The sequence below is a fragment of the Pseudarthrobacter sp. 01T43 genome, from assembly GCF_056398665.1.
On record NZ_JBFTPV010000002.1, the window covers coordinates 218,581 to 233,276 of the forward strand.

General features: G+C 65.7%; 13 protein-coding genes. 12 read left to right on the forward strand and 1 reads right to left on the reverse strand.

The genetic code is table 11. The features are described from left to right. The first annotated feature begins 48 nt into the window (after positions 1 to 48). The 3 genes from aspS to AC1DIM_RS02650 all read left to right on the forward strand — a co-directional run bounded on the left by aspS (position 49) and on the right by AC1DIM_RS02650 (position 3,632). Positions 49 to 1,836: an aspartate--tRNA ligase gene (aspS, locus tag AC1DIM_RS02640; RefSeq protein WP_477708941.1), complete on the forward strand. Its 1,788-nt coding sequence runs from the start codon at positions 49 to 51 to the stop codon at positions 1,834 to 1,836. A gap of 88 nt (positions 1,837 to 1,924) precedes the next feature. Further along, the gene (locus AC1DIM_RS02645) at positions 1,925 to 2,779 is read left to right on the forward strand and encodes a GNAT family N-acetyltransferase (RefSeq protein WP_477708942.1); all 855 of its coding nucleotides are present in this window, start codon (positions 1,925 to 1,927) and stop codon (positions 2,777 to 2,779) included. A gap of 55 nt (positions 2,780 to 2,834) precedes the next feature. Next, on the forward strand, positions 2,835 to 3,632 hold the full coding sequence (locus AC1DIM_RS02650; protein ID WP_477708943.1) for a dioxygenase family protein: 798 nt from the start codon (positions 2,835 to 2,837) through the stop codon (positions 3,630 to 3,632). A gap of 13 nt (positions 3,633 to 3,645) precedes the next feature. Here AC1DIM_RS02650 and AC1DIM_RS02655 read toward each other — a convergent pair whose 3' ends face one another. Further along, the gene (locus AC1DIM_RS02655; RefSeq protein ID WP_477708944.1) at positions 3,646 to 4,350 is read right to left on the reverse strand and encodes an acVLRF1 family peptidyl-tRNA hydrolase; all 705 of its coding nucleotides are present in this window, start codon (positions 4,348 to 4,350) and stop codon (positions 3,646 to 3,648) included. Between the two features lie 58 nt (positions 4,351 to 4,408). On the opposite strand from AC1DIM_RS02655, the gene AC1DIM_RS02660 reads away from it, so the two are divergent. The 9 genes from AC1DIM_RS02660 (at position 4,409) to aroC (ending at position 14,652) form a co-directional block, all read left to right on the forward strand. Then, positions 4,409 to 5,824 carry a replication-associated recombination protein A gene (locus AC1DIM_RS02660; protein ID WP_477708945.1) on the forward strand — a complete coding sequence of 472 codons (1,416 nt, stop codon included), beginning with the start codon at positions 4,409 to 4,411 and terminating at the stop codon, positions 5,822 to 5,824. 201 nt (positions 5,825 to 6,025) lie between these two features. Further along, positions 6,026 to 6,652 (forward strand): 30S ribosomal protein S4, encoded by a 627-nt coding sequence (gene rpsD, locus AC1DIM_RS02665; protein ID WP_190988295.1) that lies wholly within the window; start codon positions 6,026 to 6,028, stop codon positions 6,650 to 6,652. Between the two features lie 145 nt (positions 6,653 to 6,797). Then, positions 6,798 to 7,172: a DUF948 domain-containing protein gene (locus tag AC1DIM_RS02670; RefSeq protein ID WP_477708946.1), complete on the forward strand. Its 375-nt coding sequence runs from the start codon at positions 6,798 to 6,800 to the stop codon at positions 7,170 to 7,172. Between the two features lie 18 nt (positions 7,173 to 7,190). Further along, complete coding sequence (locus tag AC1DIM_RS02675; RefSeq protein WP_477708947.1) at positions 7,191 to 7,436, forward strand: DUF6167 family protein; 246 nt, start codon at positions 7,191 to 7,193, stop codon at positions 7,434 to 7,436. Between the two features lie 112 nt (positions 7,437 to 7,548). After that, positions 7,549 to 10,227, forward strand: a complete 2,679-nt coding sequence (alaS, locus tag AC1DIM_RS02680) for an alanine--tRNA ligase (RefSeq protein ID WP_477708948.1) — start codon at positions 7,549 to 7,551, stop codon at positions 10,225 to 10,227. Positions 10,228 to 10,234: 7 nt separating this feature from the next. After that, entirely contained in the window at positions 10,235 to 10,846 is a 612-nt protein-coding gene (gene ruvX, locus AC1DIM_RS02685) for a Holliday junction resolvase RuvX (RefSeq protein ID WP_477708949.1), read from the forward strand. Beyond that, on the forward strand, positions 10,830 to 12,569 hold the full coding sequence (gene mltG, locus AC1DIM_RS02690; protein ID WP_477708950.1) for an endolytic transglycosylase MltG: 1,740 nt from the start codon (positions 10,830 to 10,832) through the stop codon (positions 12,567 to 12,569). The genes ruvX and mltG overlap by 17 nt, the downstream gene beginning before the upstream one ends. After that, positions 12,566 to 13,426: a shikimate dehydrogenase gene (locus AC1DIM_RS02695; RefSeq protein ID WP_477708951.1), complete on the forward strand. Its 861-nt coding sequence runs from the start codon at positions 12,566 to 12,568 to the stop codon at positions 13,424 to 13,426. The genes mltG and AC1DIM_RS02695 overlap by 4 nt, the downstream gene beginning before the upstream one ends. A gap of 26 nt (positions 13,427 to 13,452) precedes the next feature. Next, positions 13,453 to 14,652, forward strand: coding sequence for a chorismate synthase (gene aroC, locus AC1DIM_RS02700; protein WP_477708952.1), 1,200 nt, complete (start codon positions 13,453 to 13,455; stop codon positions 14,650 to 14,652). Positions 14,653 to 14,696 lie beyond the last annotated feature (44 nt).

Genomic DNA, 14,696 nt, shown 5'->3' on the forward strand with positions numbered 1-14,696 from the left:
CTTTGCCGTATTTAGTTTTCCCTGCTGTCTCTTTCAGAAAGGTGTGCTGTGCTGCGCACACATGACCTCGGATCCCTTCGCTCCGAGCACATTGGACAAACCGTAACCCTGGCTGGCTGGGTGGGCCGCCGTCGCGATCACGGTGGAGTTGCCTTCGTGGATCTCCGCGATGCGTCCGGCGTGGCCCAGGTTGTGGTCCGTGAAGAAGAGGTCTTCCACGGTCTGCGCAACGAGTACGTCCTGCAGGTCACCGGCACCGTTTCCCAGCGCCCCGAAGGCAATGAGAACCCGGCCCTGGCCACCGGATCCATCGAGGTCATGGCGGACAAGGTGGTCATCCTGAACACCTCGGATCCGCTGCCGTTCCAGATCGATGAGCACGTCGAGGTGGGTGAGGAAGCCCGCCTGAAACACCGCTACCTCGACCTGCGCCGCCCCGGCCCCTCCCGCAACCTGCGGCTGCGCTCCGAAGCCAACCGGGTTGCCCGCGAACTCCTGCACCTGGACGGATTCGTTGAGATCGAGACGCCCACACTGACGCGTTCGACGCCGGAAGGCGCCCGTGACTTCGTGGTCCCCGCACGCCTGGCCCCGGGTTCCTGGTACGCCCTGCCGCAGTCCCCGCAGCTATTCAAGCAGCTGCTGCAGGTGGGCGGTTTCGAGAAGTATTACCAGATCGCTCGCTGCTACCGCGATGAGGACTTCCGCGCCGACCGGCAGCCGGAATTCACCCAGCTGGACATCGAAGCCAGCTTCGTGGACCAGGACGACATCATTTCGCTGGGCGAAAACATCGTCAAGGCACTCTGGAAGCTGATCGGCATCGAAATCCCCACGCCCATCCAGCGCATCACCTATGCGGACGCGATGGCACGGTACGGTTCGGACAAGCCGGACCTCCGCTTCGGTGTGGAGCTGACCGAGCTCACGGAGTTCTTCAAGGACACCAACTTCGGCGTCTTCAAGGCTCCCTATGTCGGTGCTGTGGTGATGCCCGGCGGCGCGTCCCAGCCCCGCCGCACCCTGGACGGCTGGCAGGAATTCGCCAAGCAGCGTGGCCACAAGGGCCTGGCGTATGTCCTGTTCAAGGAAGACGGCGAACTGGCCGGTCCCGTTGCCAAGAACCTGACCGACACCGAGCGTTCCGGCCTGGCCGATGCCGTGGGTGCCAAGCCCGGTGACTGCATCTTCTTCGCCGCCGGCGAGAAATCAGCTGCCCGCGCCCTCCTCGGCGCCGCCCGCGTTGAGATTGGCCACCGCACAGGACTGATCAACCCCAGCGACTGGGCTTTCTGCTGGGTGGTTGATGCCCCCATGTTTGAGCCGGCTGCAGCTGCGGTTGCCTCCGGTGACGTGGCCGTTGGCGCAGGCAAGTGGACGGCCGTCCACCACGCCTTCACCTCACCCAAGCCAGAGTTCATGGACACGTTCGACAAGGACCCGGAATCGGCCCTGTCCTACGCCTACGACATTGTCTGCAACGGCAACGAAATCGGCGGCGGCTCCATCCGAATCCACGAGCGCGACGTCCAGGAACGGGTCTTCGAACTGATGGGTCTGGACCGCGCAGACGCCCAGACGAAGTTCGGGTTCCTGCTCGAAGGCTTCAAGTTCGGCGCCCCGCCCCATGGCGGCATCGCCTTCGGCTGGGACCGCGTAGTGGCATTGCTCGCCGGCGTTGAGTCCATCCGCGACGTCATCGCGTTCCCGAAGACCGGCAACGGCTACGACCCCCTGACGCAGGCTCCGGCGCCCATCACGGCTCAGCAGCGCAAGGAGGCCGGCGTGGACTTCAAGCCTGAAGCCAAGAAGCCGGAAGCCAATGCGGCCGAGTAACTGAGGCACTGCACTGAAAGGCTCCCTGGGAAACTGAACTGGACCAGTTCAAACCGGGGGGCCTTTCGCATCGGAAGGGTTGTAGGCCATGGGAGCTCCCGTGCTGGCGGACTTTGAGGCGCTGATGGACGTCGCTTGGCCTGCCCTGGACCGTTCGGAATCCAACGGGTGGGTGCTGCGTGCGGCCTCCGGCGTGACGCAGCGCGCCAACTCGGTCTGGCTGCGGGAGCCGGGCAGCGATTCCCATGCCTGGCACGCGTCGCTGCAGTCGGCAAGGCTCTGGTACCGCGCCCGCCGGCTGCCCCTGATCTTCCAGGTGTTCGATGATCCCCGCTCCACGGGACTCAATGCCGCCCTGGACCTGGAAGGTTTCACCCGGCAATCCGAAACCCTCGTGATGTGGCAGGGCGCGGCAGCCGACGGTGTGCGGCCCGGTCATCCGGCGCCGCAACCCAGCGTGCCGGAACCCGCCGTCGAAATTTCCGCCGAGCCCTCCACGGAATGGCTGGACCTGTGGTGGAGCGTGGATGGCCGTGGTGGTCCCGCCGAAATCGCCGCCGCCCGCAGCATTCTGGCGGGCTGCCCGTCCGTATACGCGCTGGTGAGGTCCGACGACGGCGTTCCCGCCGCCGTCGGGAGGCTCGCCCTTCCTCCTGTGAAGGCTGCCTGTATTGGTGCGGAAGTCCCTGGTGGCGAAGCGCGTGGCTGGGGCGGACTGTATTGCATGGCCACCCGCCCGGATGCCCGGCGCCGCGGCTATGCCCGTCGGATCATGCAGGCCCTCCTGCGCGAAGGTGCTGCCCGCGAATTGGCTGGATCCTGGCTCCTGGTCACGGCCGCCAACCACGGAGCGCAGCAGCTCTACGCCAACGCGGGCTTCGTGGAGGCCGGCCGCTATTTATACCGGCAGGACCGGCCGAAACGGCACCTAACCGGCTGTTGAGCAATCATTCAGCGCGATGCTTGAAGCTTCAACGAAAAGGGACTAGTATGAGTGCATGACACAAACACTTGGCCAGCCCCCGGTTCTCTTCCTCAGCCATGGTGCGCCGCCGCTTGCGGACGACGCCACCTGGACCCAGCAGCTGCATGACTGGTCCGGCACCTTCAGCAAGCCCAAGGACATCCTGATGATCTCCGCGCATTGGGAAAACGCGCCCGTCACCCTCAGTGCCACCCAGCGCGATCCTGGTCTTGTTTATGATTTTGGCGGCTTTGCCCAGAAGTACTACGAGGTCAAGTACGACGCCCCGCAGGCGCCCGGGCTCGCCGCGGAAGTGGAGCGGCTAGTGGGTAGCCATGGCCACCACGTGGAGCGTGACGAGAGCCGCGGGCTGGACCACGGCGCATACGTGCCGCTCAAGGAGTTGTTCCCGGAGGCGGATGTCCCCGTAGTCCAGATGTCCATGCCCACCCTCGACCCGCAGGGCCTGTTCAACCTCGGCGTGTCACTGGCGCCGCTGCGCGACCGCGGCACGCTCATTGTCGGGTCCGGGTTCACCACGCACAACCTGCGCTGGTTCAACCCCGCCGGTGGGCCGGACAGCGCTCCGCCGGCAGCCTCCAGCGAGTTTGACCACTGGGCTGAAGAGGCCATGGCCCGCGGCGATGTGGATTCGATCCTCGACTTCCTGAACAAGGCGCCTGCCGCGCGCCAGGCCCACCCCCGCAGCGAGCACTGGGCGCCACTCTACGTTGCCCTCGGCGCAGCTTACGGGTCCGGCGAGCTGAACGCGAAGACCGCAATCGACGGCTTCTGGTATGGGCTGTCGAAGCGATCCTGGACACTGACATAAGAACGTTTCCGGCCTAAGCAAGGGCGTCGGCCACCTGGATCCGGATGGAGCAGATATCGGCGGCGGCCTTCTTGAGGACTGCGCCATTGGGATCCGGCACGTCCAGGAAGGCCACCCGGGAGAGTGTGGCGTAAGGCCTCATGGCGGGCTGGTCCAGCACCAGGCCCGCCAGGGTCCGGTCACCGCCTGGGGCCAGATACTCGATCGGGTGGCCACCGAGGACCCCGGCAGCCTGGGCTGCCACTTTCTCCACCAGCTCATCGGCCTGGTTGGCGCGGCGGCGGGCGAACCGCTGCTGGGACTGTCCGCCGGCGGCGGTCCGGCCCTGCACGTATTTGGATCCGGTTTTAGACGCCACCACGGCACCTTCCCGCGCCACCGCCACTCCATAGCCGCCGCGCCGGACCAGCACCAGGGCCGCCGTCCGGGGCTGGCCGGCCACAGACGCCATGCGCTCCAAGGGATCGCCGCCACGGCCGGGGCGTCCGTCCGAAGGCCAGGGGGCCTGGAGCAGCGCCATGGTGCCGTCGGCCGCCAGCAACCGCACGCCGTAGTCGTCATCACTGAGCTGGAAGCCGCCGTGCGCGGCGCCGAAGCGCTCAACCCACCCGGCCAGGCGGGTCGCCGGCACAAAAGCGGTCCGAACGGATCCATCGCGGCCGGACCCCGCCCGGGCTGAACCCCTGCGGCTGACGCCGTCGGAGTTGCGTGCGGTCATGGCGGTCCTCTTGTGAGCGTGCGGAGTGGTGGTGCTGAACTATGAGTAGCCTATCTATGTGGATGATCTCTTCGGCCAAGGGCCCGGCAATGACGACGACGACAGTGATGAATCGTCGTCGTCCGACCGCGCGGGGGCAAGCCGCAGCGCGGCGCAGCGCAGTCCTTTGGCAGTCAGGATGCGGCCACGCACCCTCGATGACGTGGTGGGCCAGCAGCACCTGCTGGGGCAAGGCTCACCCCTTCGGCAGCTTGCGGCGGGCACCGACGCGGTGGGTCCCGCCGGCCCCAGCTCCCTCATCCTGTGGGGTCCCCCGGGGACCGGCAAGACCACGCTCGCCCATGTGATCGCCAAGGGGAAAGGCCGGAAGTTCGTGGAACTGTCCGCGATCACCGCCGGCGTCAAGGATGTGCGGCGGGTAATGGACGAGGCCCTGACGGCGCGCGACCTCTATAAGACCACCACGGTGCTGTTCCTGGACGAGATCCACCGGTTCAACAAGGCGCAGCAGGATGCTTTGCTGCCCGGCGTGGAAAACCGCTGGGTGGTGCTCGTGGCGGCAACCACGGAGAACCCGTCTTTCTCGGTGGTCTCGCCACTGCTGTCCCGTTCCCTGCTGCTGACCCTGAAGCCGCTGACGGACGCGGATATTGAAGGGCTCCTGCAGCGCGCCGTGGCGGATGAGCGCGGCCTGAACGGAAAAGTGGAGCTCAGCGCCGAGGCGCTGGCCCACCTCGTCAGGCTGTCCGGCGGCGACGCGCGGCGTGCCCTGACTGCCTTGGAAGCAGCCTCGGGTGTTGCCTTCGGTGACTCCGACGACGCCGGTGAGGACTCGCCGGTCTCCATAGAGCTCAAGCACACCGAACGGGCACTGGATGTGGCCGCCGTGCGCTACGACCGGGCGGGTGATCAGCACTACGACGTGGCCAGCGCCTTCATCAAGTCAGTTCGCGGCTCCGATGTGGACGCCGCACTGCACTATCTCGCCAGGATGCTCGAGGCGGGGGAGGACCCCCGCTTCATTGCCCGGCGCATTGTGATTTCCGCCGCGGAGGACGTGGGCATGGCAGACCCCACCGCGTTGCAGACGGCGGTAGCCGCGGCCCAGGCGGTGCAGCTGATCGGCATGCCGGAAGGCCGGATTGTCCTGGCCGAAGCGGTGGTGCACCTCGCCACCGCGCCAAAGTCCAACGCCGCCTACATGGGCATCAACAAGGCCATTGCAGACGTCCGGGCAGGGCTGGGCAACGGGATTCCGGCGCACCTGCGCGACGCGCACTACCCGGGATCAAAGCAGCTCGGGCACGGCAAGGGGTACAAGTACGCGCACGATGCACCCCATTCCGTGGCCAGCCAGCAGTACCCGCCGGACGATCTGGTGGGCCGGGACTACTACGAACCCACCGCCAACGGCGCGGAGCGCGACATCGCCGTTCGCCTGGAACGACTGCGGAAGATCATCCGCGGCAGCTGAGCCGGGTGGGGCGGGTGCGCAAATCCTGCTAAGATGGTTCGTTGTCTGGCAAGGCACGGACGCAATCTCCCACATTTTCCAGTTTTCACTGTTTCCTGTTGGGGTAGCCCTGTGCCCAGTAGCAAAAGGCAGCGGTTGGCCGATGCTCTCCATTATGGAGGCCAGTAACACTGACACACCGCAGATATTGGAAGGACACAAGTGGCTAACAACACTCGTGCTCGCCGTACAGCACGCCTCTCGCGTGCACTCGGCATTGCTCTGACCCCCAAGGCCGCCAAGTACATGGAGCGCCGCCCGTACGGCCCCGGTGAGCATGGCCGTGCCCGCAAGAAGCAGGACTCCGACTACGCCGTACGTCTGCGCGAAAAGCAGCGTCTGCGCGCCCAGTACGGCATCCGTGAAGCCCAGATGACCCGTGCCTTCGAAGAAGCACGCCGCACCAAGGGCCTGACCGGTGAAAACCTGATCGAATTGCTCGAAATGCGTCTCGACGCCCTCGTGCTGCGTGCAGGCTTCGCCCGCACCATCGCCCAGGCCCGCCAGCTGGTTGTGCACCGCCACATCATGGTTGACGGCATCCGCGTTGACCGCCCGTCCTTCCGCGTCGGCGAGGGCCAGCTGGTCCACGTCCACAGCCGCAGCGAAACCATGGTTCCGCTCCAGGTTGCAGCAGCCGGCGCACACCGCGACGTCCTGCCCCAGGTTCCGGCCTACCTGGACGTCAAGCTTGACGCCCTGCAGGCACGCCTGGTCCGTCGCCCGAAGCGCTCCGAGGTTCCCGTAACCTGCGAAGAGCAGCTCGTCGTCGAATTCTACGCACGCTAAATCCCAGCAGCGTATCCAAAGAAGCCCGTGGCAAGCGCCACGGGCTTCTTTGTATGTAAGGTACTTGGGGGACATCTGCGGAACGCATGAAGGCAGCGTGCGCGGTGGGAAGAGATCCACGTCAGTTTCAAGGAGATGAACGTCTATGTCTGGTGGCGATATTGCCGGCCTGATCGCAGCCGGGGTGTTTGCGCTCCTGGTGCTGCTGCTTGCGGTACCTATCCTGAAACTTGGCAGCGTATTGGAAGAAATACGGACGTCCATCCGATCCATCAGCGACGGCGCCACGCCCCTGATGGACGAAGTCACCGCCACGGTAACCACCACCAACCAGCAGCTGAAGAAAGTGGACGGCATCGCCTCCAACGTGTCTGACGCGTCCGCGAATCTCTCCGCGCTGTCCTCCCTCCTTGCCGCAACGGTGGGCTCGCCGCTGATCAAGGTCGCAGCGTTCAGCTATGGAGTCCGCACCGCCCTCGCCAACCGCAAGAAGCCCGCGGCCGGCCGCCGCAGCCGCTAGCCACCGGAAGAACAGAACATGAAACGACTTGTCTGGATGGGAATCGGCGTAGCGATCGGAGTCATCGCGTTCCGAAAGCTCACTGAAGCCCAATCAAACCTGGGGCCCGAGGGCCTGAACCGGGCCGTGGGCCGGCTGGCCGACGGCCTCTACGACTTCGCGGACGCTGTCCGCTCCGGAATGCACGAGCGGGAAGCGGACCTCCGCACGGCTCTCGGCGTCGAATCCCCGGTGGTTTCACCGCAGGATGTGGCCCGGCGCTAAACGCCGGAAAAACGCGAGAGAATTAAACGAGCAGTAGCGGCTTGCCCGAACTGCTCCCTGTATCAAACTGTCACGCACCACGCGTGAACCACGAAGGGTATGTAATCAGCTCATGAAGTCGCAGGAGATCACAAAGCGCTGGGTGGACTTTTTTGTCAGCAAAGGCCACACCGCGGTTCCCTCCGCCTCGCTGGTCTCCAGCGACCCCTCCCTGCTGTTCACTGTCGCCGGCATGGTCCCGTTCATTCCCTACCTGACCGCCCGCGAAGAAGCCCCGTTCTCCCGTGCCACGAGTATCCAGAAATGCATCCGCACCGGTGACATCGAGGAAGTGGGCAAAACCGCCCGCCACGGCACGTTCTTCCAGATGTGCGGCAACTTCTCGTTCGGCGATTACTTCAAGGAAGACGCCATCAAGTTCGCCTGGGAACTGCTCACCAAGAGCGTTGACGACGGCGGTTACGGCCTGCCGCCGGAACTCCTGTGGGTSACYGTCTACSAGGAGGACGACGAAGCCCGSGACCTGTGGCTGAAGAACACCGGCGTCCCCGCCGAGCGGATCCAGCGCATGGGCAAGGCCGACAACTACTGGCACACCGGCCAGCCCGGACCCGCCGGCCCCTGCTCGGAAATCTACTACGACCGCGGTCCCGCGTACGGCGCGGAAGGCGGCCCGCTCGCCGACGAGAACCGCTATGTCGAAATCTGGAACCTGGTCTTCATGCAGTACCAGATCGACAACGTCCGCTCCAAGGACGACTTCGACATCGTGGGTGAACTGCCCAAGAAGAACATCGACACCGGGCTGGGCATGGAGCGCCTCGCCATGATCCTGCAGGGCGTCGAGAACATGTACGAGACGGACCAGGTCCGCCCCGTGATCGACAGGGCAGCTGAGCTGTCAGGCCGGGAGTACACCTCTGCCGAAACGGCGGACGATCCCCATCACACGGACGATGTCCGCATGCGGGTTGTGGCTGACCACATCCGCTCTGCCCTGATGCTGATCGCCGACGGCGTGACGCCCTCGAACGAAGGCCGCGGCTACGTCCTGCGCCGCCTCATCAGGCGTGCGGTGCGCTCCATGCGCCTGCTCGGCGTCGAAAAGGCCTGCCTTCCGGACCTGCTGCCGGCCTCGCGCGATGCCATGAAGGGCGTCTACCCGATCGTGGAGACGGACTTCGACCGCATCAGCCGCATCGCCTACGCCGAAGAGCGGGCTTTCCTGCGCACCATTGCCTCGGGGACGGCCCGCCTTGAGGATGCTGTGACGGTGTCCAAGGCCGCTGGCACACCGCTGTCCGGCGCCGACGCGTTCGCCCTGCACGACACCTACGGCTTCCCTATCGATCTCACCCTGGAGATGGCTGAGGAAGCCGGGCTCAAGGTGGACGAAGCCGGTTTCCGCGCCCTCATGCTCGAACAGCGCCAGCGTGCCCAGGCCGATGCCAAGGGCAAGAAGGGCGGCCACGCCGACCTCAGCGCCTACCAGGAGCTGCTGGGTGAGGGCGAGACCGTCTTCACCGGCTACGAAGAGCTCGACGGCGAGTCCCGCGTCCGTGGCCTCCTCAGCGGCGGCCAGCGGGTCGCCCACGCCGCCACCGGTGACGAAATCGAACTTGTCCTCAGCGAAACTCCGTTCTACGCAGAGGCCGGCGGCCAGTCCGCTGACACCGGGCTCATCACCGGTGACGGCTTCGTCGTCGAGGTGCTGGACGTCCAGCGCCCCGTCAAGGGCCTGAGCGTGCACAAGGCGATCGTCCGCGAAGGCGAAATCTCCTCCGACGCCCTGGTGCGTGCCGCCGTCGACCGTGAACGCCGCCATGCCGCCGAGCAGGCCCACACCGGCACCCACATCGTCCACGCCGCGCTGCACCAGATCCTCGGCCCCCAGGCCACCCAGCGCGGCTCCTATAACAAGGCCGGCTACCTGCGCTTCGACTTCGCCTGGGGCGAAGGACTCAGCACCGCCACGCGCTCGGAAATCGAAGAGGTGTCCAACCTGGCCATCCGCAACAACTTCCGGGTGGACACCAGGGTGATGGCCCTGGCGGAGGCCAAGGCGCTCGGTGCCATGGCGCTCTTCGGCGAAAATTACGGCAGCGAAGTGCGGGTTGTGGAGATCGACGGCGCGTGGTCCCGTGAGCTGTGCGGCGGCACCCACGTTGCCAACACGTCCCTGATCGGCAGCCTGTCGCTGCTTGGCGAGCAGTCAGTCGGCTCAGGAAACCGCCGTGTCGAAGCCTTTGTGGGCATGGACGCCTTCCGTCACCTCGCGGCCGAGCGGGCCCTGGTCACTGAGCTGACCGAGATGCTTAAAGTACCGTCCGGCCAGCTCGCCGACAGGATCGCCAGCACCCTGAACAAGCTCAAGGCCACGGAGAAGGAACTGGACCGCCTCCGCAAGGAACAACTCACCGCTGCGGCTGCCAACCTCGTGGGCACCGCCCGGGACGCCGCCGGCATCCGGGTCATCGCGCACGACGCCGGGCAGATCGGTAGTGCCGATGATGTCCGCAACCTCGCCCTTGACCTGCGCAGCCGGCTCGGCTCCGTTGCCTCCACCGTGGCAGTGGCCGGTGTCAGCAATGACCGCCCCATGATCCTGGTCGCCACCAACGAGGCCGCCCGGGAAGCCGGCGTGAAAGCCGGAGCCCTGGTGCGGCTCGCCGCAGGAATCCTCGGCGGCGGCGGCGGTGGCAAGGACGACGTCGCCCAGGGCGGCGGCACGGACGCCACCAAGGTCGGCCCGGCGCTTGCCGCCGTCGTGGACGCCATTTCCCGGCGCTAAGGAACCCGTGACTGAACCTGTTGCAGCCGCCGACTACCCCCAGGGCATCAAACTGGGGGTAGACGTCGGTACCGTCCGAGTGGGAGTCGCCATCTGCGACCCGGATGCCATCCTGGCCACGCCGTATAAGACCCTGGACCGGAACGCGAAGAAAAATTCCGACGTGCGGGTGATCGCCTCGCTCGCGCAGGAACTCGGCGCCGTCCAGGTCATCGTGGGCCTGCCGCGCACCATGAAGGGGGAGGAGCACGCCTCCGCCCGGATGGCGGCCGAGTACGCGGAGCTGCTCGTGGCAGAGCTGGCCGGCCGGGGCCTGGACGTACCCGTCAACCTCGTAGACGAGCGGCTCAGCAGTGTCACGGCCCACCGAAACCTGCACGAAGCTGGCATGAGCAGCCGCAACCACCGTAAAGTTGTTGATCAGGTTGCGGCGGCAGGCATTCTCCAGCACGCCATCGACATGCAAAAAGCCAGGGGAACGGACGTTGGGAGCCGCGTGATCGCGCCGCACCGTCTGCAGCCTTCGGGAACAGGCGGAGCAGCCCAGGCTGGCGCCCACGGCTCCGAAGGCCAACCTCAATCTCAGAACACGGAAGGCCACAGTGAGCCCGTCCAATAACGATGACGCCTCAGGCGCCACCAGTCATGATGGCGCCAGGCCGCTGACCCGGAAAGAGCTCCGCGCTTTGGAGAAGCACACCCAAGACACGAATGCGGTTCCGGAGCAGGCCTACCAAACCGGCCAGGACGTGCCGTTGCCAGTGCAGGAGCCTGAAGCTTTCGATGCGCCCGCGCCGGAGCCCGTTGCGCCGGCGGCGCCCGAACGCGAGCCCGTTGTGGCGGCCGAACCTGTAGCCGGGCCAGGAGCAGAGCCTGTTGCCGAGCCAGTCCAGGCATATCAACCGTTAATACCTACGCAGCCGGACGCTCAGCCCTCCATCCAGGAAGCGTCGGCCGCCGGGGTGCACCAGTATCACCAGGATGCTGCCCAGGAGCTCCACGGGGACCCTGACCAGGCCGTTCATGCCCAGGAGGCCGAGCCCAACGAGGGACACCCGACCGGGTACGCCCCAGCCGACGGCCACCACTACGACGACCACCACGCCCAAGGCCAGCATCACGAGGGCCAGCTTTACGAGGGCGAGCATCACGAGGGTCATTACTACGAAGAGCAAGATCATCATGGGCACTACCTCGACGACCGGCACGACACGCATCATGACGCGCACCCTGACGCCGGCCTGTTCGCCGGGGCAGCTGCGGAAACAGTAGTGGCAAAGCCCTCCAAGAAGGTGCGGCGCAGGCGCCGTCTCATGGCCCTCTTCCTGACCCTCGTGGTGTTCGTGGTGGCCATTGTTGTGGGCGCGCAGTTCCTGAAGCCCCTGCTGGGAGGCGGCAAGGCGAGCGACTATCCCGGTCCGGGAACCGGCGAGGTCCAGGTGTCGGTCCAGTCCGGCGAGGGTATGCGCTCGGTGGCCACCAAACTGGAAACCAGTAAGGTCGTCGCCAACGCTGACACGTTCCTCCAGGCGTTTACTGCTTCCGGCGGAACACTGTCACCGGGGGACTTCACCTTCAAGTCGGAGATGAAAAACTCAGACGCCGTCAACGTCCTCCTGGGCCACGACAAAACCAAGGTCATCTACTTCGCGCTGAGCGCGGGCCTGCGGATCGATGAATCACTGCAGGCGATTTCCGAAGGATCGGGGATCAAAGTGCAGCAGTTGAAGCAATTCAGCGACTCCCCGCAGCAGTTTGGCCTGCCGGCCAACGCCAAGAACCTTGAGGGCTACCTGCACCCCGGCGAGTACCGGTTCCCGCTGGGCACGCCCGCCAAGGACATCCTCCAGGCCCTGGTCAAGACCACTACCGACGAACTCGTAGCGCAGGGGATCACCGATCCTGCGAAGCAGTACGAGGCAGTCATTGTTGCCAGCATCGTCCAGGCCGAGGGCGGCCAGGCCGAATACGGCGACGTTGCCGGCGCCATCTATAACCGGCTCAAGCCCAATGACCAGACGAACGGATACCTGCAGGTCGACTCGGCTGTAACGTACGGACTGGGTACCAGGAGCTTCAACTTCACCGACGAGCAGCGCCAGGATAAGTCCAACGTTTACAACACCTACGCCAACCCGGGCCTGCCCCCCGGACCCATCGGCTCGCCCGGCAAGACTGCCATCGACGCCGCCGCCAAGCCGAAGGCCAACGACTTCCTGTACTGGGTGACCATCAACCTGGACACCAAGGAAACCAAGTTCGCCAAGACGCTTGCGGAGCATAATGCGTACGTGGAGCAGTACAACACCTGGTGCAAGGCAAACGTGGGCCGCTGCACATGAGTCTCCGGGCAGCGGTGCTGGGCCACCCGATCAGCCACTCGAAGTCACCGGCGTTGCACCTGGCGGCCTACAGCAAGCTGGGGCTTGATATCAGCTACACGGCAGTGGATCTGACTGAACAGGCGTTACCCGCGTTTATGGACCGTGTCAGGGACCAGGATGGCTGGCGTGGACTCTCCGTAACCATGCCGTTGAAGACCGGCATGCTCGCAGAAGTGAATGAAGTCCGCGGTGTGGCCCGCACGCTGGGCGTTGTCAACACCGTCGCTTTTGAGGAAACCGGCGGGCCGGTCAGGCGCGTCGGTTACAACACCGACGTCGCGGGGATCGTCAACGCGGTCCTCAACGCCGGGGTAGTGGCGAGTCCTTCCGCTGTAGTCCTGGGTGGAGGCGGAACTGCAGCAGCCGCCGTTGCCGCCTTGAAGGATCTGGGCACCGCTCATGCGCAGGTGTTTGTCCGGGATCCGTCGCGGGCCGCCGAAGCGCGGGCAGCCGCCGCTGGCGTGGGCCTGGCAGTTGACGTCCGGCCGCTCACCGAAGCCGCCACCCCGACGGCAAGTGCCGACGTCGTGATTTCCACACTCCCGCCGCACGCGGCCGACAACCTTGCCGCCGAGATCGCAGCCTTGGGATTCGGGACGCCGGGTGTTTTGCTTGATGTGGCCTACGACCCCTGGCCGAGCAGGATCGCCACGGTCTGGCAGGCCGGCGGCGGAACTGTGGTCCCGGGCCTGGAAATGCTGCTGTACCAGGCGGTGGAGCAGGTGCGGCTGTTTACCGGGCTCGGTGACGAGGTTAACGCAGCAGTCATAGATGTGATGTGTGACTCAGTCGGCCTTCCCCGACGGGCGTTCTGACAGCCATACATGGCAGGATGGAAATTATGTTGCGTTGGTTGACAGCCGGTGAATCCCATGGTCCGGCTTTGATGGGAATTATTGAAGGCGTCCCTGCCGGTGTTGAAGTCACCAGCGGGCAGATCGCCGATTCACTGGCACGGCGGCGCCTTGGCTATGGCCGGGGCGCCCGGATGAAGTTCGAGCAGGACGTGGTCACCATCCTGGGCGGCGTCCGCCACGGCCTCACGCAGGGCGGCCCGGTGGCCATCCAGGTGGCCAACACCGAATGGCCCAAGTGGGAACAGATCATGTCAGCCGACCCCGTGGCTCCGGAAGTTCTCGCCGACCAGGCACGCAACGCACCGCTGACCCGGCCCCGCCCGGGCCACGCAGATTTCACCGGCATGCAGAAGTACGGCTTCGATGAGGCACGTCCCGTGCTCGAACGCGCCAGCGCCCGTGAAACGGCAACCAGGGTTGCCATGGGCACCGTGGCCTCCCAGTTCCTCAAGCAGCTTGGTATCGAGCTGGTCAGCCACACCGTTTCCATCGCCAGCGTGACCGTCCCCGAGGGGCGGCCCTTGCCTGTTCCGGCCGACGTCATCGCCCTGGACGCAGACCCGTTGCGGTGCTTCGACCGCGAAACCTCCGACGCCATGGTGGCCGAAGTGGACGCCGCGCACAAGGAAGGCGAAACCCTGGGCGGCGTGGTGGAAGTCCTCGCTTACGGCTTGCCCCCGGGACTGGGAAGCTACGTCCACTGGGACCGCCGGCTCGACTCACGGCTCGCTGCTGCCCTCATGGGGATCCAGGCCATCAAGGGCGTGGAAGTTGGCGACGGGTTCCTGACGGCCGCACGCCGCGGCTCCGCTGCCCACGATGAAATTGTCAAGGATTCCGACGGCAGGATTGTGCGCACCAGCAACCGCGCAGGCGGCATCGAAGGCGGCATGAGCATCGGCGATGTCCTCCGCGTCCGTGCCGCCATGAAGCCGATCGCTACCGTGCCGCGCGCCCTGCGTACTGTCGATGTCAGCACGGGTGAGCCTGCAAAGGCCCACCACCAGCGCTCAGACGTGTGTGCCGTACCGGCTGCCGGCGTCGTCGCGGAGGCGATGGTGGCGCTGGTCCTTGCGGAAGCCGTCACCGAAAAGTTCGGCGGGGACTCCGTAGCGGAGACCGCACGCAACATCAAGGGTTACCTGGACAGCATTCCGGCCTCCCTGGACTCGATCGGCCACTAGTGCCCCGCGGGAGTAGAAGGGTGGTGCCGGGCAACCGGCCCATC